The organism is Halopseudomonas sp. Lyrl_26 (assembly GCF_051948695.1).
In the GTDB taxonomy this organism is placed as follows: Bacteria; Pseudomonadota; Gammaproteobacteria; order Pseudomonadales; family Pseudomonadaceae; genus Halopseudomonas; species Halopseudomonas formosensis.
Genome location: NZ_JAYJLH010000002.1, coordinates 262,579 through 282,768 on the forward strand (window position 1 = coordinate 262,579; position 20,190 = coordinate 282,768).

The 20,190-nt window shown below is 62.5% G+C and carries 18 protein-coding genes and 1 tRNA gene; 6 read left to right on the forward strand and 13 right to left on the reverse strand.

The genetic code is table 11. From position 1 onward, the window contains the following. Window positions 1-32: 32 nt before the first annotated feature. The 3 genes from VF673_RS04525 to VF673_RS04535 all read left to right on the forward strand — a co-directional run bounded on the left by VF673_RS04525 (window position 33) and on the right by VF673_RS04535 (window position 2,019). A complete protein-coding gene (locus VF673_RS04525) occupies window positions 33-1,181 on the forward strand; it encodes an MFS transporter (RefSeq protein ID WP_440291146.1) in 1,149 nt (382 codons plus the stop codon). A gap of 266 nt (window positions 1,182-1,447) precedes the next feature. Next, a complete protein-coding gene (locus VF673_RS04530) occupies window positions 1,448-1,735 on the forward strand; it encodes a CopG family ribbon-helix-helix protein (protein ID WP_440291055.1) in 288 nt (95 codons plus the stop codon). Then, entirely contained in the window at window positions 1,732-2,019 is a 288-nt protein-coding gene (locus VF673_RS04535; protein WP_440291056.1) for a type II toxin-antitoxin system RelE/ParE family toxin, read from the forward strand. The genes VF673_RS04530 and VF673_RS04535 overlap by 4 nt, the downstream gene beginning before the upstream one ends. 62 nt (window positions 2,020-2,081) lie before the next feature. Here the strand turns inward: VF673_RS04535 and VF673_RS04540 are convergent, their stop codons facing one another. The 7 genes from VF673_RS04540 to rpsU form a co-directional block, all read right to left on the reverse strand. Next, entirely contained in the window at window positions 2,082-2,291 is a 210-nt protein-coding gene (locus VF673_RS04540) for a hypothetical protein (RefSeq protein ID WP_440291057.1), read from the reverse strand. Between the two features lie 10 nt (window positions 2,292-2,301). Continuing rightward, entirely contained in the window at window positions 2,302-2,655 is a 354-nt protein-coding gene (locus tag VF673_RS04545; protein ID WP_440291147.1) for a type IV secretion system protein, read from the reverse strand. A 178-nt stretch (window positions 2,656-2,833) separates the two neighbouring features. Then, window positions 2,834-2,910: transfer RNA gene (locus tag VF673_RS04550), tRNA-Ile, on the reverse strand. A gap of 113 nt (window positions 2,911-3,023) precedes the next feature. Then, window positions 3,024-5,402, reverse strand: a complete 2,379-nt coding sequence (locus tag VF673_RS04555; RefSeq protein WP_440291058.1) for a penicillin acylase family protein — start codon at window positions 5,400-5,402, stop codon at window positions 3,024-3,026. A 157-nt stretch (window positions 5,403-5,559) separates the two neighbouring features. Next, the gene (rpoD, locus tag VF673_RS04560) at window positions 5,560-7,425 is read right to left on the reverse strand and encodes an RNA polymerase sigma factor RpoD (protein WP_320330511.1); all 1,866 of its coding nucleotides are present in this window, start codon (window positions 7,423-7,425) and stop codon (window positions 5,560-5,562) included. Between the two features lie 87 nt (window positions 7,426-7,512). Next, complete coding sequence (dnaG, locus tag VF673_RS04565) at window positions 7,513-9,423, reverse strand: DNA primase (RefSeq protein WP_440291059.1); 1,911 nt, start codon at window positions 9,421-9,423, stop codon at window positions 7,513-7,515. Window positions 9,424-9,618: 195 nt separating this feature from the next. Continuing rightward, window positions 9,619-9,834: a 30S ribosomal protein S21 gene (gene rpsU / locus VF673_RS04570; RefSeq protein WP_036989131.1), complete on the reverse strand. Its 216-nt coding sequence runs from the start codon at window positions 9,832-9,834 to the stop codon at window positions 9,619-9,621. 218 nt (window positions 9,835-10,052) lie between these two features. Here rpsU and tsaD point away from each other — a divergent pair, with 218 nt between their 5' ends. Then, entirely contained in the window at window positions 10,053-11,084 is a 1,032-nt protein-coding gene (tsaD, locus tag VF673_RS04575) for a tRNA (adenosine(37)-N6)-threonylcarbamoyltransferase complex transferase subunit TsaD (protein WP_440291060.1), read from the forward strand. Here tsaD and plsY read toward each other — a convergent pair whose 3' ends face one another. Beyond that, on the reverse strand, window positions 11,085-11,669 hold the full coding sequence (plsY, locus tag VF673_RS04580) for a glycerol-3-phosphate 1-O-acyltransferase PlsY (protein WP_090539270.1): 585 nt from the start codon (window positions 11,667-11,669) through the stop codon (window positions 11,085-11,087). A gap of 54 nt (window positions 11,670-11,723) precedes the next feature. Here plsY and folB point away from each other — a divergent pair, with 54 nt between their 5' ends. Both folB and folK read left to right on the forward strand, forming a co-directional pair. Further along, on the forward strand, window positions 11,724-12,086 hold the full coding sequence (gene folB / locus VF673_RS04585) for a dihydroneopterin aldolase (protein WP_090539268.1): 363 nt from the start codon (window positions 11,724-11,726) through the stop codon (window positions 12,084-12,086). Then, window positions 12,083-12,646: a 2-amino-4-hydroxy-6-hydroxymethyldihydropteridine diphosphokinase gene (gene folK / locus VF673_RS04590; protein ID WP_440291061.1), complete on the forward strand. Its 564-nt coding sequence runs from the start codon at window positions 12,083-12,085 to the stop codon at window positions 12,644-12,646. The genes folB and folK overlap by 4 nt, the downstream gene beginning before the upstream one ends. A gap of 104 nt (window positions 12,647-12,750) precedes the next feature. Here folK and VF673_RS04595 read toward each other — a convergent pair whose 3' ends face one another. From VF673_RS04595 to VF673_RS04615, 5 genes are all read right to left on the reverse strand, one after another. After that, window positions 12,751-14,001, reverse strand: coding sequence for a multifunctional CCA addition/repair protein (locus VF673_RS04595; protein ID WP_440291062.1), 1,251 nt, complete (start codon window positions 13,999-14,001; stop codon window positions 12,751-12,753). A 194-nt stretch (window positions 14,002-14,195) separates the two neighbouring features. Then, window positions 14,196-15,749: a SpoVR family protein gene (locus VF673_RS04600; protein ID WP_440291063.1), complete on the reverse strand. Its 1,554-nt coding sequence runs from the start codon at window positions 15,747-15,749 to the stop codon at window positions 14,196-14,198. Continuing rightward, window positions 15,746-17,020, reverse strand: coding sequence for a YeaH/YhbH family protein (locus VF673_RS04605; protein ID WP_440291064.1), 1,275 nt, complete (start codon window positions 17,018-17,020; stop codon window positions 15,746-15,748). Before VF673_RS04605 ends, VF673_RS04600 begins: the two co-directional genes overlap by 4 nt. 130 nt (window positions 17,021-17,150) lie before the next feature. Then, window positions 17,151-19,073: a PrkA family serine protein kinase gene (locus VF673_RS04610; protein WP_440291065.1), complete on the reverse strand. Its 1,923-nt coding sequence runs from the start codon at window positions 19,071-19,073 to the stop codon at window positions 17,151-17,153. A 303-nt stretch (window positions 19,074-19,376) separates the two neighbouring features. Further along, the gene (locus tag VF673_RS04615) at window positions 19,377-20,189 is read right to left on the reverse strand and encodes a symmetrical bis(5'-nucleosyl)-tetraphosphatase (protein ID WP_440291066.1); all 813 of its coding nucleotides are present in this window, start codon (window positions 20,187-20,189) and stop codon (window positions 19,377-19,379) included. Window position 20,190: the final 1 nt, after the last annotated feature.

Below are 20,190 nucleotides of genomic sequence, written 5' to 3' on the forward strand. Positions count from 1 at the left end.
TGTCCTCTACTCCCAGGTACGCGCTCGTCGCGGTGCTTGCATTGCTCATTGGTCTCAATCTGCGCCCGATCATGGCTGCGGTAGGGCCGCTTCTCGATGTGCTGCAGCAGGATCTGGGCTTGAGCAGCACTCAGGCCAGCCTGCTCACCACCCTGCCGGTACTGCTGATGGGCATCTGCGCCCTGGGCGGTCCCTGGTTGCAGCGGCGGATAGGGGAGGTCCGCGGCATAGCCCTGGGCATGCTGCTGATAGTGCTGGCGGGAACGGTGCGCTTCGTCATCGACACGGCAGCGACATTGATTCTGTCGGCGGCGGTGGCGGGTACGGGTATCGCCATGGTGCAGGCCTTGATGCCTGCCTGGCTCAAGCGTCACCACCCGGCGCGGGCCGGTTCGCTCATGGGGCTGTTCACCACAGGTATCATGGGCGGAGCCGTGGTCGCTGCCGCCGGCGCCGCGCCTGCCGCCGAGGCTGCGGGATGGCGCCTGGTGCTGGGCTCGGCCATGCTGCCCGCCTTGCTGGCGCTGGTTGCCTGGCTGCGCCACGCCGGCAGTCAGCAGCGCCACAGCGAGAGCCCGGTGCTGCCCTGGCGTCGATCCCGGGCCTGGGCACTGATGGCCTACTTCGGTATCGGCACCTGCGCCTACACCCTGGTGCTGGCCTGGCTGCCTGTGTACTACATGGATCTGGGTCTGAGTGCGTCGCGGGGCGGTCTGCTGCTGGGCGCCGTCTCGGCGATGGAGGTGGTTGCCGGGCTGCTGGTGTCCTCCCTGGTACACCGCTTCCCCGATCGCCGGCCACTGCTGAGCCTGGTGCTCTGCATCATCCTCGCCGGCCTCGGCTGTCTGATCATCTCGCCCATCGAGCTGATGCTGCCTGCGGTACTGCTGGTCGGGCTGGGTATAGGCGCGCTCTTCCCGCTGCAGCTGATCGTCACCCTCGACCACGCCCGCACGCCCTCCGAGGCCGGCGCACTGCTGGCCTTCGTCCAGGGCGGCGGCTATACCATAGCCGCCCTCATGCCCCTGCTGGCAGGCCTCATCCGCGACACCACCGCTTCCCTCGAATGGGCCTGGGTCTGCCTGCTGGGCGGCATGCTGCTGGTGCTGCTGATGACCTGGAAACTGAAACACCCCGCAGCGCAGCAGACCATCGAAGGGGCGGCCGGGGCCGTGCGCTGAGTTTGGAGATGAGATCCGTTGACCAACGGAGATGGTGAGTCCAGCAGAACGCAGGCGGGGTTTCGTAAAGCGCAGCTTTGCGCCGCTGGAGCGACCGAAATCTGTGATTTCGCAGGTGGCCAAAACTGATGTGTGTACCGCTACTGTACCGCTGGTGAAGGCAAACTCGGGTGCAGGTCACCCTCTGCTATGGACATCAATCTCATAGAGACATTCAGGGTGTAGTGCTACTCTGCACATTGCGTGTAACACATGAGGATGGTGCCATGAGTGATGCCACTTTTACTTTTCGAGTCGATGACGCTCTGAAGGCTGAGTTTGCCAACGCCGCCAAAGCTAATGACCGTACCGGAGCCCAGCTTCTTCGCGACTTCATGCGCAGTTACGTGGCCCAGCAGGAAGAAGCACAGCAATACGATGCCTGGCTGGCGAAGAAGGTCGAGCAGTCGCGGGCGTCTGCGGAGGCTGGCAACCTGATTCCCGCGTCTGATGTCGAAGCCCGCTTTGCCGCTCGCCGCGCAGCGACCCGCGCCCGTATGGCTGCACCTGAATGATGGAGCTGCTATGGACGCCAGAAGCCGTCAGGGATCGTGAAGACATTTACGACTACATCGAGGAAGACAATCCGCTTGCTGCCCTGGCACTTGATGACCTGATAGCAGAAAGAACAGCAGTGCTCCTGGATTTCCCGAGAATCGGCCGGGGCGGGAGGGCGCCGGACACCTTTGAGCTGGTCGTCCATGGCAGCTATATGGTCGTGTATGACATCGTGGGAACGCAGGTGCGAATATTGAATGTCGTGCATACCGCCCGGCAGTGGCCGCCGCTGCAAAAATAAGTGATTGATACCATGCAGGCCAGTTGCCCCTAGACTATGCATAGGGTTGGCTGTATTCATATTCAGAATTTTCGTTCGTGCCGTAACGTTACCCAAAAATAGAGGGTGGTAAGAGCCGCGAAGATGGTTACCCCATCGAGGGCCATCATGTGCGGCGTAAGGCGCATCAACTCTTTCGATTGGCCTAGCCGGTGAACGCAACTCCAAAACCGATAGAGACCAAGACTGATGAGCGTTACAGGAACAAGCGTAAAAACAAAAAAAGCATTCATGGCGGCCTCCTTAGCGACGAAGTGAAAAGTTCATGGGCTCGACGTTGAGGCCGCCGCGCTTGGCCGCTTCCTCCATAACCGTTTCCTGTTCGCGCTGTTCTTGAAGCCGGTTTTCGGCTTCGGCCACCATCGCGTACATTTGCAGTTTCGTTTGTTCATTGGCAATCATCGCTTGCTCAGCCGCTATACGGCCTTGCAGTTCTGCAATGTCTTTCGGGTCTTGGGTGGTGTTGATGCGGCCCATCAACTGGTCAATCTGGTTCAGGCGGTCGCGGGCGGCATCGTAGGCGTCCAGGGCGAAGGCTTTGTCTTGGGCACCTTTCACTGCCCGAGCTTCACAGGCCAGGGGAGCTTGCCGTGAAATTGCTAATGGCTTATCCCTTTATTTTTAAGGAATAATCTTCACGTTTCCTGAGGGAAATGGTGGGCCCAGCAGGGTGCAAGCGGGGTTTCGTAAAGCGCAGCTTTGCGCCGCTGGAACGACCGAAATCTGTGATTTCGGGCTGGAATAGTCCAATGAGGTCCGACATGACCGAAGGGAATGGTGGGCCCAGCAGGACTTGAACCTGCGACCAATCGATTATGAGTCGACTGCTCTGACCAACTGAGCTATAGGCCCCCGAGTGCAACAGTCGCGAATTATACGGGCTGTGTCTGGCTCTGGCTAGGCTGCAGTGGGCTTATTGGCGAAAGGGCAAGGCACCTGCCGGTGCCTTGCCCTCTGCCTGAGGTTTACTCGCTGATGTCGATGCTGGAAATGCGAGCTGCCTCGATCTGCTCGCGGGTGTAGGGGAACAGGTGCCAATCCTTGTCCAGGTAGGCCTCTGTGTACTCGGTATAGTGGGGGCTGGCCGGATCGCTGGTAACCCCGTGGGTCAGGAAGGTCCAGGCGCGGACCGGCTCGCCTTCGGGGAAGTCCACCACGTGCATGTAGGAGTTACGCAGGACGGTGAAATAGCCCTCGCTGCCTTCCCCGCCAAACTGCGGGATCTGCGTCCCGGGCTTGAGGTAGAACTGCACCTCGCCCAGCTGGGCATCCAGAGCAATACCGGCGTCCACCAGCTCGGCGACGGCTTCGCTGAAGGCGGTACGCAACATCTCCAGATTGTCCGCACTGGTATTCAGGCCGTTGGGCGTGTTGACCGGATCCGCGGCATCGAAGGGAGTGGCGTAGAGGTCGCTGGTTCTCACTTTCGACCAGAAGGCACTCCAGACATGGGCGCCGACGGCGTCTATTTCCCCGGTATTGTTCCATGCTCCCAGTACCTGGCAGGCCTGCTGCTCGGTGTCCGGCGCGCTGTCACTGCATACCTGGGCGAGGATCTCGTCCTTCAGCAGCTCGGCACTGTAGACCCGGTTGTTCAGTGATATCTCCCGGATGTTCTCGCTGCTGGCCAGATGACCGTTGAGACCGTCAGCGCCGTTCAGGCGGTCCAGCACCAGCGTGTGGCCCATGCGGCTGCGCAGTGACTGCTGATACTCCTCCTGACCTATGATGCCGGCGTAGCCGGTCAGCGGCTGCTGCGGATTGCTCAGCCAGTAGCTGTCGTTCATGTTCACCACATAATCGGTGGTGAGCAGGCTCGGCAGGTTGCCCGGACCGAAGGCGCCGGGTTGCCGCGAGTCGGGATCCGAGCGCCAGTTGCACGCGCTGCGGCTGCCGTCGAGCAGGGGGAGGCCGGGTACGACCTCGATCACGATCGGACCGAGCGGCTGCGCCAGGCAGTCAGCGAGCATGCTGTCAGGTACGTTCGGCACCGCGGTGATGTCCGAATACAGCGCCCGGTCGTCATCGCGGCCGATGGCCGTGGTATTGACCCAGGGAATACCGACGTACTGCTGGATGATGCCGTAGAACTCATCCAGGGATTCGGCGGTGTTCCAGGCGAAGAAGTTCTGGAAGGCTCGAGTGTTTTCCAGATTCACGTCACGCAGGGTAAAGGCACGCTCCTCGCCCCAGGCCGGAAGGCCCATTGCGGACAGATTGATCATGGGGCCGTAGACCGAGCGGTAGAGGGTGCGTGACACGGGCACGAGCGAGTCGTCGGGCTGCCTGACCTGGACGGTCAGCTCGGTCGCCTCCAGCGCGCGCTCCTCGCCGTCCAGCACGTAGCGTGTCGGGTCACCCGGGACCATCTGCAGTTCGAACAGGGTGAAGCGGTAGGCGGTGGAAACGGTGTGGGCCCAGGCGATGTGATCGTTGAAGCCCATCTGCACCATGGGTGAGCCCATGATGGAGGCGCCGGAGATATCCATCTCCCCGGGGATGGTCATGTGAACCTGGTAGAAGCGGTCGATGCCGATCGGGTACCAGTGGGGGTTGGCCAGCAGCAGGCTCCGGCCGGTTTCGGTGGTGTCGCTGCCGAAGGCGAAGGTGTTGCTGCCGATGCCTTCCTTGCGGCCCAGCTTGAAGCGCTGCGGGTCGATATCCAGTTCCGGCGCGCTGCGGCTGCGCATTCTGAGGCTGGCAGCGCCGACGGCCGGTGGCTGGGCGCTGGCAATCTCTTCCACCCAGTTTGCCGAACTGGCGGAGAGATTGAGGGCGATCAGGCGGCGCATGAGATCGTCTTCGGAGATCTCCGCGAGCCAGGGCTGGTTACGGCAATCGGCATGACGTCCGGCATGGCCGTCGTCGAGGATTTCCCGGACATACCGGTTGTAGCCGGCAGTGAAGCCGCTCACCAGATCGCGCACATCCTGGTTCTGGTCATCCCTGAACCGGGTGACCGCCTCGTCGTTGACGATGAAGCGGAAGAAGAAGTCGGCCTCCAGGTTCGGCGGCGAGCCGAAGGTACTGGCCAGGGAAGCCGGGGCATCAGGGCCGAAATACTGCGAGCGCTCGCCACGGTAGGTAATGAAGGCGTCGGCCAGCACGCAGAGATTGTCCTCGGCGATGGCATAGCCGTGACCGTAGCCAGCACCGGCATAGTCGTCGGCGGTGATGTGCGGGATACCGTAGGTGGTGCGTTCGATGGTGGCGCTGAAACGGGTCGACGGCTCGGAGCTGCTGCTCCCACCACCCCCGCCTCCACCGAGACAGGCACCCAGGGCAAGAATACTGGTGATGACTCCGAGCCTGGCGAGATTGCCGGGCTGCACATACTGCGGCATGGTTGCGTCCTCTTGTTATTGTTATCACCCGTTCGAGGGGCGTAGGAGGCAGAATAGGCGAAAATCGAAGCGCTGGGTACAAAAATGCGCGTATCTGGCAAGATCCGGAAACAAGAACGCCCGGCGGGTGCCGGGCGTTCGGGCAGGAGCAGACAGCTCAGTCGTCGAGGAAGCTGCGTAGATGGTCACTGCGGGTGGGGTGACGCAGCTTGCGCAGGGCCTTGGCTTCGATCTGACGGATACGTTCCCGGGTGACGTCGAACTGCTTGCCGACTTCTTCCAGGGTGTGATCCGTATTCATGTCGATACCGAAGCGCATGCGCAGTACCTTGGCTTCCCGTGCGGTGAGTCCGGCGAGGACCTCGCGGGTGGCTTCCTTGAGGTTTTCCACGGTGGCCGAGTCGATCGGCGATTCCATGGTGCTGTCCTCGATGAAGTCGCCCAGATGCGAATCTTCGTCGTCGCCGATCGGGGTCTCCATGGAGATCGGCTCCTTGGCGATCTTCAGCACCTTGCGGATCTTGTCCTCGGGCATCTCCATGCGCTCGCCCAGCTCCTCGGGGGTGGGCTCGCGACCCATCTCCTGGAGCATCTGCCGGGAAATCCGGTTGAGCTTGTTGATGGTCTCGATCATGTGTACCGGGATACGGATGGTCCGGGCCTGGTCGGCGATCGAGCGGGTGATGGCCTGCCGGATCCACCAGGTGGCATAGGTCGAGAACTTGTAGCCGCGACGGTATTCGAACTTGTCCACGGCCTTCATCAGACCGATGTTGCCCTCCTGGATCAGGTCCAGGAACTGCAGGCCGCGGTTGGTGTACTTCTTGGCGATGGAAATCACCAGGCGCAGGTTGGCCTCGACCATTTCCTTCTTGGCACGACGGGCGCGGGCTTCACCGATCGACATGCGACGGTTGATGTCCTTGACCTCGGCAATGGTCAGCTGGTTTTCCTGTTCCAGGGCAATCAGCTGCTTCTGGGCGCGGAGGATGTCGTCGGCCACGGCGGCCAGGCCTTCGGCATAAGCCGGTTTTTCGGCCAGCAGGCTCTCGACCCACTTCTCGTTGGTCTCGTTGCCGGGGAAGCTGCGCAGAAAATCGGCGCGCGGCATGCGGGCATCGCGCACGCACAGTTGCATGATGCTGCGCTCACGGGCACGGATCTCGTCCTGAACGCCGCGGATGCGGGCGACCAGGGCGTCGTACTGCTTGGGCACCAGCTTGATGGGCATGAACAGCTGGGCCAGGGCTTCCAGTTCGGCGATGGCCTCGGGGCTGCTGCGGTCGTGCTTCTTCAGGACCTTGCGGACCTTCTCGAGCTGCTCCTGGACGGCGCCGAAGCGCTGACGGGCGACTTCCGGGTCGGGACCACCATCGGTCTCTTCCTCGGTTTCGCTGTCGTCCTCGGCTTCCTCTTCATCTTCCTCGTCGTCCGCAGGCTTCTTGTCACTCTTGGGCTTGACGGCTTCGGAGGGCACAACGGCGTTGTCGGTGCCGGACAGACCATCGTCATCCGGGTCGATATAGCCGCTGAAGATATCGGTCAGGCGACCGCCTTCCTCGGCGATGCGCTGGTATTCGGTGAGGATGCCTTCGACAGTGCCGGGGAACATGGAGATGGCTGCCATGACCTCGCGGATACCTTCCTCGATGCGCTTGGCGATTTCGATCTCGCCTTCGCGGGTCAGCAGCTCCACAGTGCCCATCTCGCGCATGTACATGCGCACCGGGTCGGTGGTACGCCCGATATCGCTTTCGACAGCGGCGAGTGCGGCGGCGGCTTCCTCGGCAGCAGCTTCATCAGCGTCACTGTCTGCCAGCAACAGGGCATCGGCATCGGGCGCAGTCTCGAAGACCGTGATCCCCATGTCGTTGATCATGCGAATGATGTCTTCAACCTGTTCCGGATCTGAGATATCCTCCGGCAAATGGTCGTTGACTTCCGCGTAGGTCAAGTAGCCCTGCTCGCGACCGCGGGCGATGAGCTCCTTGAGACGGGATTGCTGTTGCGCTTTTCCGGACATAACAACCCTATGTGGATGCCTAGGTGTGCAAAAAATAAGCTGCGGATTATACCCTGAAATCGGGGTGTCTGGCCAGTTTGCCGATTGTCAGGTCCCGGCAGTTGGTGTATGCCGACGGCTCAGGAGGTCTCGCAGCTGCTGTTTTTCCTCGCTGGTGAGTGGGGCCTGGGCCGACTTGTCGAGGAGCTGTTGAATCTGGCGATCAATCTGTCTCGCCATCAATGTATTTATAGTGTCGAAAAACTGTTGTTCAAGGTTGGCGCTGGGAATATTCAGCAGCCACTCCTTCTCCGCCAGCTGATTCAGCTGTTCTCCCAGTGCCGTTCCATGCCATCGCGCCAGCAGCTCTATGGTGCTCAGGCGCGGGTTCTTCTGCAGCGTATCGATCAGGGCGACCAGCAGCTGCGCCTCATCCTCGCCCTCGTTGGCCAGCAGGCTGGCCTGCTGCGCCAGTCCGGCCAGGTGGGGGTTGTGCAGCAGGGTGCGCGTGGCGCTGGTTACCGGGCTTTCCACCGTTCTGACATCCGGCCGACGCGGACGATTGTAGTCCCTCCGGGTGTTCTGTGGTCTGGACCAGGCGGGCGGGGCGTCGAAGGCCGGCTCGAAATCCTCCCTGTCGGCCCAGTTGTAGTCCTCATCCATCGGCGGCGGTGCGACCATGCTCTGCGGCGGCGCCTCTGTGGAGGCGGTGGGCGTCGGGCCCGGACGCAGGTCATCCAGGTCCATGCCGGTGCGTTCCTGCAGGGACTGGCGCAGCAGCCGTCGCAGCAGACTGCCGGGTACCTGCTCGATCAGGGGCAGGGCCAGGGTGGCCAGATGGGCCTTGCCCTCCAGGCTGTCCGGTGGTGCTTCCTCGGCCAGATGCCGGAACAGGTATTCGGTCAGCGGCTGGGCCTGATGGTGCATGCGCGCACGGAAGGCGTCGTGGCCCTCCTGGCGGATCAGGCTGTCCGGGTCGTGTCCCTCGGGCAGGAACATGAAACGCACGTGGCGTCCATCCTCCAGCACCGGCAGGCAGGACTGCAGCGCGCGCCAGGCGGCCTGCCGGCCGGCATTGTCGCCATCGAAGCAGAACACCACGCTGTTGACCAGGCGGAACAGGCGCTTGAGATGCTCCTCGCTGGTGGCGGTACCCAGGGTGGCCACGGCGTTGGTGACACCGTGCTGTGCCAGGGCGATGACATCCATGTAGCCCTCGACGACCAGGATATCCTCAAGCTGGCGGTTCTGCAGGCGGGCCTCGTACAGCCCGTAGAGTTCGCGTCCCTTGTGGAACACCGGGGTTTCCGGAGAGTTCAGATACTTGGGCTTGTCATCGCCCAGCACCCGGCCCCCGAAGCCTATCACCCGGCCGCGGCTGTCGCGGATGGGGAAGGTGATGCGGTCACGGAAGCGGTCGTAGCGCTTGCCGCTGTCCGGGTTTTCCACCACCAGCCCGGCCTCGACCAGCAGCTTTTCCTCGCTGCTGTTGGTGGCCAGATGTCCCATCAGGTTGTTCCAGCCTGGTGGGGCGAAGCCGATATCGTAGAGCTTGGCGATGTGGCCGGACAGACCGCGCTGCTTCAGGTAGTCCACCGCCCGCTTGCGCTGGGCATGCTGGCGCAGTTGCTGGCGATAGTAGGCGGCCGCGCTCTCCAGTACCGGGTACAGCGGGCTGTCCTGGCGCGTGGGGCGCGGGCCCCGCCGGTCACCCCGTTCCTCCCGTGGAACCTCCACGCCGGCCTGGCGTGCCAGTTCCTCCACCGCCTGGGGAAAGTCCAGGCGCTCGAAGTCCATCAGGAAGCCGATGGCATTGCCGCCGGCGCCGCAGCCGAAGCAGTAGTAGAACTGCTTGTCCGGGCTGACGCTGAAAGAGGGGGACTTCTCGTTGTGGAAGGGGCAGAGGGCCGAATAGTTCTTGCCGGTCTTCTTCAGCTTGATCCGCGAGCCGATCACCTCGACCACATCGGTGCGTCCAAGAAGATCGTCAATGAAACCCTGCGGGATCAGCCCGGCCATGCATGCTGCCTTGCGAACGTGGAGGAACAGGGAAGGGATGATAGCATGTCGAACAAACACGAAAATCCAGCTGCTTCCAGGTCAACCGGAAGGCCGGACGTGTTGCTTGCTATATCCAGATGAGTTCGTGCGTCCGTGAGCGGGGAACGGCTCGGCGGGCCTGGGATCAGGCCCGGCAGGACGCTGCGACTGAACTCAGTACAGGCGCTCGCGGCGGCGATTTTCGCGCTGCAGCTTCTTGGCGTGACGCTTGACGGCAGCAGCTGCCTTGCGCTTGCGCTCGGTAGTGGGCTTTTCGTAGAACTCGCGACGACGGACTTCAGCCAGGACGCCGGCTTTTTCGCAGGAGCGCTTGAAACGACGCAGGGCGACGTCGAAGGGTTCGTTCTCTTTTACTTTGACGGCAGGCATTTCGTACCTTTCTCAAAAACTGTGGTTAGTAGCTCTGATGAGGATCGGAGCAATCGCATTTCAAGGGGAGCGGATGTTACCGCCTTCGCCGGGAAAATGCAAAGGGCTTTTGGCGTTGAAACGAAGGGGCCGGATGTCGGCTGAGCGCGGAAAGGCTGGTCTGCAGGGACGGTGGGGATTATCATGCACGGCTATTTTCAGCCGAGGCCTGTCCCGCCATGCGCGTTCTGGGTATTGAAACCTCCTGCGATGAAACCGGCGTTGCCCTCTATGACAGCGAACGCGGTCTGCTGGCCGACGCCCTGTTCAGCCAGATCGACCTGCACCGCATCTATGGGGGCGTGGTGCCTGAGCTGGCCTCCCGCGATCACGTCAAGCGCATGATACCGCTGGTACGCGAGGTTTTCGAGCGTGCCGGGGTGCCCCATGGCGAGGTCGACGGGGTTGCCTATACCGCCGGCCCCGGGCTGGTGGGGGCGCTGCTGGTGGGGGGCGCCTTTGCCCGGGCGCTGTCCTTTGCCTGGGGCGTGCCGGCGCTGGGCGTGCATCATATGGAAGGTCATCTGCTGGCGCCCATGCTGGAGGAACGTCCCCCGGCGTTTCCCTTCGTCGCGCTGCTGGTCTCCGGGGGCCATACCCAGCTGGTGGAAGTAACCGGGATCGGCGAATACCGGCTGCTGGGCGAATCCCTGGATGACGCCGCCGGCGAAGCCTTCGACAAAACCGCCAAGCTCATGGGGCTGCGCTACCCCGGTGGCCCGGAGATTGCGCGCCTGGCCGAGCAGGGCACCCCGGGGCGCTTCCTGTTTCCCCGTCCGATGACCGACCGTCCCGGTCTGGACTTCAGTTTCAGCGGGCTCAAGACCTTTACCCTGAACACCTGGCAGGCCTGTGTCGCCGAGGGTGACGACAGTGAGCAGACCCGCGCCGATATTGCCCTGGCCTTCGAGCAGGCGGTGGTGGAGACCCTGACCATCAAGTGCCGGCGGGCGCTCAAGGAGACCGGCCTCAAGCGTCTGGTGATTGCCGGTGGGGTGAGCGCCAATCGCCGGTTGCGCCAGTCACTGGAAAAGATGGCCGCCGGTCTGAATGGCGAACTGTTCTATGCCCGCCCGCAGTTCTGTACCGATAACGGTGCCATGATTGCCTATGCAGGCTGCCGGCGCCTGATGGCCGGCCAGCAGGACGAGGGCGGCCTGTCACCGCGGGCGCGCTGGCCGCTTGAGGAGTTGCCGGCTATCGTCAGTTGATCAGAACCGGAAGCGGTTCTCGTTGCCGGCCAGCAGACGGCCTATGTTGAGTCGGTGGCGCAGGAGAATGATGAGCACCATGAGGCTGACCGGGATCTGCAGTTCCGGGCTGTGCCAGGCCATCCAGGGTACCAGCGCGACACAGGCGGCCAGTGAGGCCAGCGAGGCGATGGAGCGGATGGTGAAGATGGCCAGCCAGACCAGTCCGGCGATCAGCGCCGCGGGCCAGGAAAGCACCAGCAGCACGCCTGCCGCCGTAGCCACGCCCTTGCCCCCATGGAAGCGGTGATACAGGGGCAGTATGTGACCGATCACCGCCAGCAGTCCCACCCAGGCCTGTTGTACCGGTATCAGTCCCATCTGGGAGGCCAGCCACACAGCCACAGCGCCCTTGCCCATATCCCCGATCAGGGTTGCCAGGGCCAGGCGTCGGTGGCCGAGGCGCAGCATGTTGCTGGCGCCGGGGTTGCGTGAGCCGAAGCTGCGCGGATCCGGCTGATGGCGCAGACGGGCCAGCAGCACGGCAAAGGACACCGAGCCCAGCAAGTAGGCAGCGCACAGCAGCAGGAAGAATTCGACGGTCATGGTACGCCTGGCCGAATGATTGAAAGGCCATTGTAGACGACACGGGAGCAGACAGTGGATCAGGTTTTCATCAGAGGACTGGAAGTGCAGGCGGTGATAGGCGCCTATGACTGGGAACGGACCATCCGTCAGCGCCTGGTGCTCGACCTGGAGATGGACTGGGACATCCGCCCGGCGGCGGCTGACGATGATCTGACCCTGGCGCTGGACTACGCCGCGGTCAGTCAGCGGGTGCTGGACTATGTCAGTGCCAGCAGCTTCGAGCTGGTGGAAACCCTGGCCGACCGTCTCGCCACCCTGATCATGGAGGAATTCTCCGTTCCCGGCCTGCGTCTGGTCATCACCAAGCCCGGCGCGGTGCCGGAGGCGCGCCGTGGTGTGGGTGTCATCATCGAACGGGGACGCTCCCGCGCATGACCCGGATCTATCTGGGGGTCGGCACCAATACCCGCCGCGAGCATCATCTGCATCGCGGGCTGGATGCACTGCAGCAGCTGCTCGGTCCGCTGCAACTGTCGCCGGTGTTCGAGAGCGATGCGGTGGGCATTCTCGGGGCGCGGTTCTACAACCTGGTGGTGGCGGCGGACACGCCGCTGCCTTTGGCGGATCTGAATTCAGCGCTCAAGGCCATCGAGGCCGCCTGCGGTCGGCGCGAACAGAAGGTGCCCGGGCGCATCACCCTGGATATCGACATCCTGTTGTACGGCGAGCTGAGCGGCTGTCATGGTGGAGTGCAACTGCCCCGTCCCGAGATCAACCACAACGCCTTTGTGCTCTGGCCGCTGACCCTGCTGGCGCCTGAGCTGGTGCTGCCGGGTACGGACACCAGCTGTGCCGCCCTGTGGCAGGGCTGGCGGGGGCAGCAGAAGGTGTGGCCGGTCGCCTTCGACTGGCACGGTCAACCACTGACGCCGGCATTGCTGCTGCGTCAGTATCCTGCCCAGAGCAGTCCTGCGCCGGGCAGTGGCGCGGCCTGAGATCCGTTTCAATGTGTTTTGAGCAGGCGTAGCGCGGGTGCGCTACACTTCGCATTGCCGGGTTGGCGAGCACCAGCTCGTCCACCGGGGCTGCCAGCACCCCTTCATCGAGCTGGTGCTCGACGTTCCCGGCAGTACTCGGTTATCCGCTGCAGTCGCAGCTTCTCCATTTCCGCGCCCAGTGCGGCACCTTTGAATCCCTGTTCCAGCAATATCTTTACCTCCGCTGAGCGGGCTGCGTTGGCGGCGCCGCGCAGGTAGTCGGCCTGCGGATAGTCGCGTTCTTCCAATCCGGCCCGCCCGCGTGCGTCGGCTTCGCAGGCACCGAGAAAGAGTTCGAAGCGTTCCGGGCGACGGTAGATATCGAAGGCCTTGAACAGCTTCAGCAGGGTGGCCGGCTTGAGTTCCAGGGCGCGGTGGCAGTGGGTGTGGTACTCGCAGGTCAGCAGTGCCAGCTCCTGACATTCCCGGGGGGCCTTGCAGCGCTGGTTTACGGCCTTGACCGCAGCCAGGCCGGATTTTTCGTGACCATGGTGTTTCGGCCAGAAGCGCTCCGGGGTACGGCCCTTGCCCAGGTCATGCAGCAGGCAGGCCCAGCGTGCCGGCAGCGGCAACTGCATCCTCGCTGCCTGCTGCAGCACCAGCAGCAGGTGCTCGCCGGTGTCCACCTCCGGATGGTGGGCCTCCGGCTGGGGGACGCCGAACAGCACATCCACCTCGGGCAGCAGTTCGGCCAGTGCGCCGCAGTCGCGCAACACCTGTATGAACACATCCGGGCGCGGTTCCATCAGCGCCCGGCTGATCTCCTTCCAGCTGCGCTCGGCGGTCAGGTGTTGCAGTTCCCCGGACTCGGCCAGCTCCCGCATCAGCGCCAGGGTGTCCGGCGCGACACGAAAACCCAGCGGTGCATAGCGGGCGGCAAAGCGGGCGACGCGCAGTACCCGCAGCGGATCTTCTGCAAAGGCCGGAGAGACATGACGCAGCAGGCGGGCCTGCAGGTCCTGCTGCCCCCCGTAGGGATCGATGACCTGACCCTCGTCATCCATGGCCATGGCGTTGATGGTCAGGTCGCGGCGCTGCAGATCCTCCTCCAGGGTGACCGAGGGGTCGGCGTGGAAGGTGAAGCCGCCGTAGCCGTGACCACTCTTGCGCTCGGTTCGGGCCAGCGCGTACTCCTCGCCGGTGTCCGGGTGCAGGAATACCGGGAAGTCCTGCCCGACCGGGCGGAAGCCGGCCTCCAGCAGCTGATCCGGCGTGGCGCCGACCACTACCCAGTCGCGCTCATGCCAGGGCACGCCCAGCAACTGGTCACGGACGGCGCCGCCGACCAGATAGGTCTTGAAGTCTGTTTTCATGGGCGAAGCTTAGGGCGGGGTGGGGTGGTGCTGCAAGGGGGCATGCAACCCCCAATTGCCGGGATGGAACCCGGCACTCCATGGAAGAGGCGACCTGCTGGGAGCGTCGAGCACCACGGGCCGCGATCGGACTCGATGAAGGGGTGGCTGACAGTGCCGGTGGACGAGCTGGTGCTCGTCCTTCCCAGGGGAGGTCAGATCGGCGGTATGTTCATCTCGAAGCGGGGGATGCTTTCCTCGGTTTCGCTGGGTCGGGGTGGCATGTGCTGTTCTTCCTTGAGCGCATCGCCGTCCCAGCTCTGCAGATGGACATCGAAGCCCCACAGCCGGTGCAGGTGCTTGAGCATGCGCTCGGTGGTCTTGCCCAGCGGTTTGCCCTCATGACGCTGGTGACGCAGGGTCAGTGAGCGGTCACCGCGGCGATCCACTTCCCAGACCTGGATATTGGGCTCGTTGTTGCCGAGATTGTACTGGGCTGCCAGCAGCTCGCGCACCCGGCGATAGCCGGAATCATCATGGATGGCGGCGACTTCCAGGTAGTCGTTCTGTTCATCGTCGACTATGGCAAACAGTTTCAGCTCGCGAATCACCCTGGGAGACAGGTACTGCAGTATGAAACTCTCATCCTTGAAGGTGCGCATGGCGAACTTGAGGGTTTCCAGCCAGTCGCTGCCGGCGATGTCGGGGAACCACCGGCGGTCCTCCTCGGTGGGGTTTTCGCACATGCGGCGGATGTCCTGCATCATGGCAAAACCCAGGGCATAGGGGTTGATGCCGCTGAACCAGTCGCTGTCGAAGGGTGGTTGGTAGATGACGCTGGTGTGGGACTGCAGGAACTCCATCATGAAACCGTCGGTGACCTTGCCCTCGTCGTAGAGATGATTGAGCAGGGTGTAGTGCCAGAAGGTGGCCCAGCCCTCGTTCATCACCTGGGTCTGGCGCTGGGGATAGAAGTACTGCGCGATCTTGCGCACGATGCGCACCACCTCGCGCTGCCAGGGTTCCAGCAGCGGCGCATTCTTCTCGATGAAGTACAGCAGGTTCTCCTGTGGTTCGGCGGGGAAGCGTGCCTCCTGCTGGCGCCGCTCATGGCTTTCCGGGTTAACCGGTATGGTCCGCCACAGATCATTGACCTGACGCTGCAGGTATTCTTCGCGCTCGCGCTGGCGGCGCCGTTCCTCCTCGGCGGACACCGGTGCCGGGCGCTTGTAACGATCCACACCGTAGTTCATCAGGGCATGACAGGAGTCGAGCAGGTCTTCCACCGCATCGATGCCGTAGCGCTCCTCGCACTGGGTGATGTACTGCCGTGCGAATACCAGGTAGTCGATGATGGAGCCGGCGTCGGTCCAGCTGCGGAACAGGTAGTTGCCCTTGAAGAAGGAGTTGTGGCCATAGCAGGCATGCGCGATCACCAGCGCCTGCATGGTCATGGTGTTCTCTTCCATCAGGTAGGCGATGCACGGATCGGAGTTGATCACAATCTCGTAAGCCAGACCCATCTGGCCGCGCTTGTAGTGCTTTTCCGTGTGCAGGAAGTGCTTGCCGTAGGACCAGTGGTGATAGCCCAGGGGCATGCCCACCGAGGCATAGGCGTCCATCATCTGTTCGGCGGTGATGACCTCGATCTGGTTCGGGTAGGTGTCCAGACCGTAGACCTCATGGGCAATGCGGCCGATTTCCCGGTCATACTCGCGGATCAGGTCGAAGGTCCATTCCGATCCGGTGGAAATGGGCTGACGGCTCATGTGACCATCCTCTTCTGGAACAGTTTGCGAAAGACAGGGTAGATGTCACCGGCATCCACTATCTGTTGCTGGGCGAAACTGTCGGGGAACAGCTCTGCGACCTTTTCGTATTCGTACCAGAGTGCCTGGTGCTCCCGCGGGGTGATTTCCACGTAGCAGTAGTACTGCATGGCCGGCATCAGCTGGCGGGCCAGCAGCTCCCGGCAGATGGGCGAGTCGTCGTTCCAGTTGTCGCCGTCCGAGGCCTGGGCACAGTAGATGTTCCATTCGTTGGGCGAGTAGCGGTCGGTGATGATCTGCTGCATCAGGCGCAGGGCGCTGGAGACTATGGTGCCGCCGGTTTCCCTCGAGTAGAAGAATTCCTCTTCATCGACTTCCTTGGCGCTGGTGTGGTGGCGGATGAACACCACCTCGATGCGCTCGTAGTTACGCTGCAGAAACAGGTAGAGCAGGATGTAGAAGCGCTTGGCGATGTCCTTGGTGGCCTGGGTCATGGACCCGGAGACGTCCATCAGGCAGAACATCACGGCCCGGGAGCAGGGGTCAGGCTGCTTGACCAGCAGGTTGTAGCGCAGGTCGAAGGTGTCGAGGAAGGGGACCCGGTCGATGCGCGCCCGCAGTTGCTCGATCTCCTTTTCCAGCGCCTGAATGTCGATGAGATTGTCCGGCTGCTCACGGCGCAGCATCTCCAGTTCGCGCTGGGCTTCGCGCAGCCGCGCCCGGCTTGCGCCGGACAGGGCGATACGGCGGGCGTGGGCAGCGCGCATCGAGCGCACCACGTTGATGCGCGAGGGGTTGCCCTGCTGGCTGAAGCCGGCGCGCACAGTGCGGAAGTTGTCTGTGCCGGTCAGGTGGCGCTTGATCAGATTGGGCAGGGCCAGATCCTCGAACATGAAGTCGAGAAATTCTTCCTGGGTTATCTGGAAGACAAAATCATCCTCTCCTTCACCGGTGTTGCCAGCTTCGCTGCCGCCACCGGCTCCGCCGCCACCTCCTTCCGGCCGGGGAATGCGGTCGCCGGCGGCGAAGTCCCTGTTGCCGGGAAAAACCCGGGTCTGGCGCCCCCCGGGACCATGGTGGAAGATCGGCTCGTCTATATCCCGCGCCGGTATGCTGATCTGCTCTCCATGCTCGATGTCGGTAATGGAGCGCCGACCGACCGCCTCTTCCACGGCTTTCTTGATGTGCGCCTTGTAGCGACGCAGGAAGCGCTGGCGGTTGACCGTGCTCTTGTTCTTCCCGTTAAGTCGACGGTCGATTACATAACTCATGGCCCCTCCAGGGCCAGCTGCAAGCCACTGGCTGCAAGCTTGAAGCTGGCCGTGCTGCTTCATTTGTGCGCGATGCCTGTAGGCACCTGCGGTCAACCTGCCGCTTGAAGCTGCAAGCTTGCCGCTGCATTTATTGGGCCTTGCGGACGCGCAGGTACCATTCCGACAGCAGTCGCACCTGTTTCTCGGTGTAACCCCGCTCCACCATCCGGGTGACGAAATCGTTGTGCTTCTTCTGGTCCTCGGTCGAGGCCTTGGCGTTGAAGCTGATGACCGGCAGCAGATCCTCGGTGTTGGAGAACATCTTCTTCTCGATCACCACACGCAGCTTCTCGTAGGACAGCCAGCTCGGGTTCTTGCCGTTGTTGTGCGCCCGGGCGCGCAGCACGAAGTTGACGATCTCGTTGCGGAAATCCTTGGGGTTGCTGATGCCGGCAGGCTTTTCGATCTTCTCCAGCTCCTCGTTGAGGGCGCTGCGATCGAGGATTTCGCCGGTGTCCGGATCCCGGTATTCCTGGTCCTGGATCCAGAAGTCGGCATAGAGCACATAGCGGTCGAAGATGTTCTGGCCGTACTCGCTGTAGGACTCCAGATAGGCGGTCTGGATCTCCTTGCCGATGAATTCCACGTAGCGCGGCGCCAGGTACTCCTTGAGGAAGCGCAGGTAGCGCTCGCTGGTCTCGGTCGGGAACTGTTCCTGTTCGATCTGCTGCTCGAGCACGTAGAGCAGGTGCACCGGGTTGGCGGCTACCTCGGTATTGTCGTAGTTGAACACCTTGGACAGGATCTTGAACGCGAAACGGGTCGACAGACCGCTCATGCCCTCGTCCACACCGGCGGCATCGCGGTATTCCTGGATCGACTTGGCCTTGGGGTCGGTGTCCTTGAGGTTCTCACCGTCGTAGATGCGCATCTTGGAGTAGACGTTGGAGTTTTCCGGCTCCTTCAGGCGCGACAGCACGCTGAACTGGGCCAGCATCTTCAGGGTGTCCGGGGCGCAGTGGGCGCTGGCCAGGGAACTGTTGGCCAGCAGCTTCTGATAGATCTTGATCTCATCGCTGACCCGCAGGCAGTACGGGACCTTGACGATGTAGATACGGTCGATGAAGGCTTCGTTGTTCTTGTTGTTGCGGAAGCTGTGCCACTCCGATTCGTTGGAGTGGGCCAGCACCACGCCGTTGAAGGGCAGGGCACCGAGACCTTCGGTACTGTTGTAGTTGCCCTCCTGGGTGGCAGTCAGCAGCGGGTGCAGCACCTTGATCGGCGCCTTGAACATCTCGACGAACTCCATCAGCCCCTGGTTGGCACGACACAGGGCGCCGGAGTAGCTGTAGGCATCCGGGTCGTTCTGCGGAAACTCCTCCAGCTTGCGGATATCCACCTTGCCGACCAGCGCGGAGATGTCCTGGTTGTTCTCGTCGCCGGGTTCGGTCTTGGCGATGGCGATCTGCTGGAGGATCGAAGGGTACAGCTTGACCACGCGAAACTGGCTGATGTCCCCGTTGTATTCATGCAGACGCTTGACCGCCCAGGGCGACATGATGCTGTTCAGATAGCGGCGGGGGATGCCGTAATCCTCCTCCAGGATATGACCGTCCTCGCTGGCGTTGAACAATCCCAGGGGTGACTCGAACACCGGTGAATCCTTGATGGCATAGAAGGGTACCTGTTGCATCAGCGCCTTGAGCTTCTCGGCGATCGAGGATTTGCCGCCGCCTACCGGCCCGAGCAGGTAGAGGATCTGCTTGCGCTCCTCCAGGCCCTGGGCAGCGTGCTTGAAGAAGGACACTATGCGCTCGACCGCGTCCTCCATGCCGTGAAAGTCGGCGAAGGCGGGATAGCGTTTGATCACCTTGTTGGAAAAGATCCGCGACAACCGCGGGTCCAGGGAGGTATCAATCAGTTCCGGCTCGCCAATGGCCATCAGCAATCGTTCGGCCGCAGAGGCGTAGGTCGAGGGGTCGGCCTTGCACAGTTCAAGGTATTCCTGCAGGGACATCTCTTCCTGCTGGGTGGTCTCGAATCGATTCTGGAAGTGACTGAATATGCTCATGGCATGACCTCGCTGTTACCGGGAATGTGATCCGGGGCTTCCGGGTAGGAACCCGCCTGCCACGCAGCGAAGGGCGAAGATCTGGACAACATGTGCAATCCCCCGTTACCGCTGGTCAGTCAAGGCCCGGGAGTGCGGCCAGGGCTGGATACGCCCGGGCGTGATCCCCTTTATCGGAAGCCGGCGGACCGGCTCTGCTTGTTCTGATTGCCTTGACTTCAGGATAGTTGGTTTGCGCGGGGGTGACAGGAAGATTGGAAAATATTTACATGAGACTGGCGGGGGGCTGCAGCGGGGCAACACTCATTGGTGGCATTTGCAGCGCAGCTTTTCACCGGTGTCGACATTCATCAGGGTCATGCTGTTGCCCCAGACGCAACCGGTATCCAGCGCGTGGATACCGGGTTCGGAGACCTTGCCCTCCAATGCTGCCCAGTGACCGAAGATGACCTGTACTTCGGGGTTGCGGCGAGGCAGTTTGAACCAGGGCCTGTAGCCGTTGGGCGCCCCTCCGGGACCTTCCTTGGACTTGAGATCCAGGGTGCCGTCGGCTCGGCAGAAACGCATGCGGGTGAGGTAGTTGGTGATCACGCGGAGCCGTGTGGTGCCCTCCAGGTCGTCGCTCCAGCACGCCGGTTCATTACCGTACATATCATCCAGAAAACCGGGAATGCGCTGATCGTCCCGCAGCGCGGCGCTGACTTCCGCGGCCAGGGCGCAGGTCTGCTCCACAGTCCAGATCGGCGGGATGCCGGCGTGGGTCATGAGGATGTTGCGCTGGGGGTCGAAGTGCGCCAGGGAGCGCTGGCGCAGGCTGTCCAGCAGCAGTTCGCTCTCCGGGGCGTCGAGGATCGGCATCAGGGTGTCGGATTTGCGCAACCGTTTCGGGTTCTGGGCGCAGGCCAGCAGGTGCAGGTCGTGATTGCCCAGCACAGTGATAAAGGCGTTGCCGAGACCTTCGAGAAACCGCAGTGTTTCGAGGGAGTCGGGTCCGCGGTTGACCAGATCGCCGACCGCCCACAGGGTATCCCGCGACGGGTTGAAGTCGACCTTGCGCAGCAGGCATTGCAGAGGCTTCAGGCAGCCCTGAATGTCACCGACCGCATAGACAGCCATA

Bases quoted from the DNA above. Each gene is read 5' to 3' on its own strand.
- tsaD (WP_440291060.1), top strand. From the start codon at position 10,053: ATGCGCGTTCTGGGTATTGAAACCTCCTGCGATGAAACCGGCGTTGCC.
- VF673_RS04555 (WP_440291058.1), bottom strand. From the start codon at position 5,402: ATGCCGCAGTATGTGCAGCCCGGCAATCTCGCCAGGCTCGGAGTCATC.
- VF673_RS04540 (WP_440291057.1), bottom strand. From the start codon at position 2,291: ATGAATGCTTTTTTTGTTTTTACGCTTGTTCCTGTAACGCTCATCAGT.
- folK (WP_440291061.1), top strand. From the start codon at position 12,083: ATGACCCGGATCTATCTGGGGGTCGGCACCAATACCCGCCGCGAGCAT.
- VF673_RS04605 (WP_440291064.1), bottom strand. From the start codon at position 17,020: ATGAGTTATGTAATCGACCGTCGACTTAACGGGAAGAACAAGAGCACG.
- VF673_RS04530 (WP_440291055.1), top strand. From the start codon at position 1,448: ATGAGTGATGCCACTTTTACTTTTCGAGTCGATGACGCTCTGAAGGCT.
- VF673_RS04595 (WP_440291062.1), bottom strand. From the start codon at position 14,001: ATGAAAACAGACTTCAAGACCTATCTGGTCGGCGGCGCCGTCCGTGAC.
- dnaG (WP_440291059.1), bottom strand. From the start codon at position 9,423: ATGGCCGGGCTGATCCCGCAGGGTTTCATTGACGATCTTCTTGGACGC.
- rpoD (WP_320330511.1), bottom strand. From the start codon at position 7,425: ATGTCCGGAAAAGCGCAACAGCAATCCCGTCTCAAGGAGCTCATCGCC.
- plsY (WP_090539270.1), bottom strand. From the start codon at position 11,669: ATGACCGTCGAATTCTTCCTGCTGCTGTGCGCTGCCTACTTGCTGGGC.
- VF673_RS04615 (WP_440291066.1), bottom strand. From the start codon at position 20,189: ATGGCTGTCTATGCGGTCGGTGACATTCAGGGCTGCCTGAAGCCTCTG.
- rpsU (WP_036989131.1), bottom strand. From the start codon at position 9,834: ATGCCTGCCGTCAAAGTAAAAGAGAACGAACCCTTCGACGTCGCCCTG.
- VF673_RS04610 (WP_440291065.1), bottom strand. From the start codon at position 19,073: ATGAGCATATTCAGTCACTTCCAGAATCGATTCGAGACCACCCAGCAG.
- VF673_RS04600 (WP_440291063.1), bottom strand. From the start codon at position 15,749: ATGAGCCGTCAGCCCATTTCCACCGGATCGGAATGGACCTTCGACCTG.
- VF673_RS04535 (WP_440291056.1), top strand. From the start codon at position 1,732: ATGATGGAGCTGCTATGGACGCCAGAAGCCGTCAGGGATCGTGAAGAC.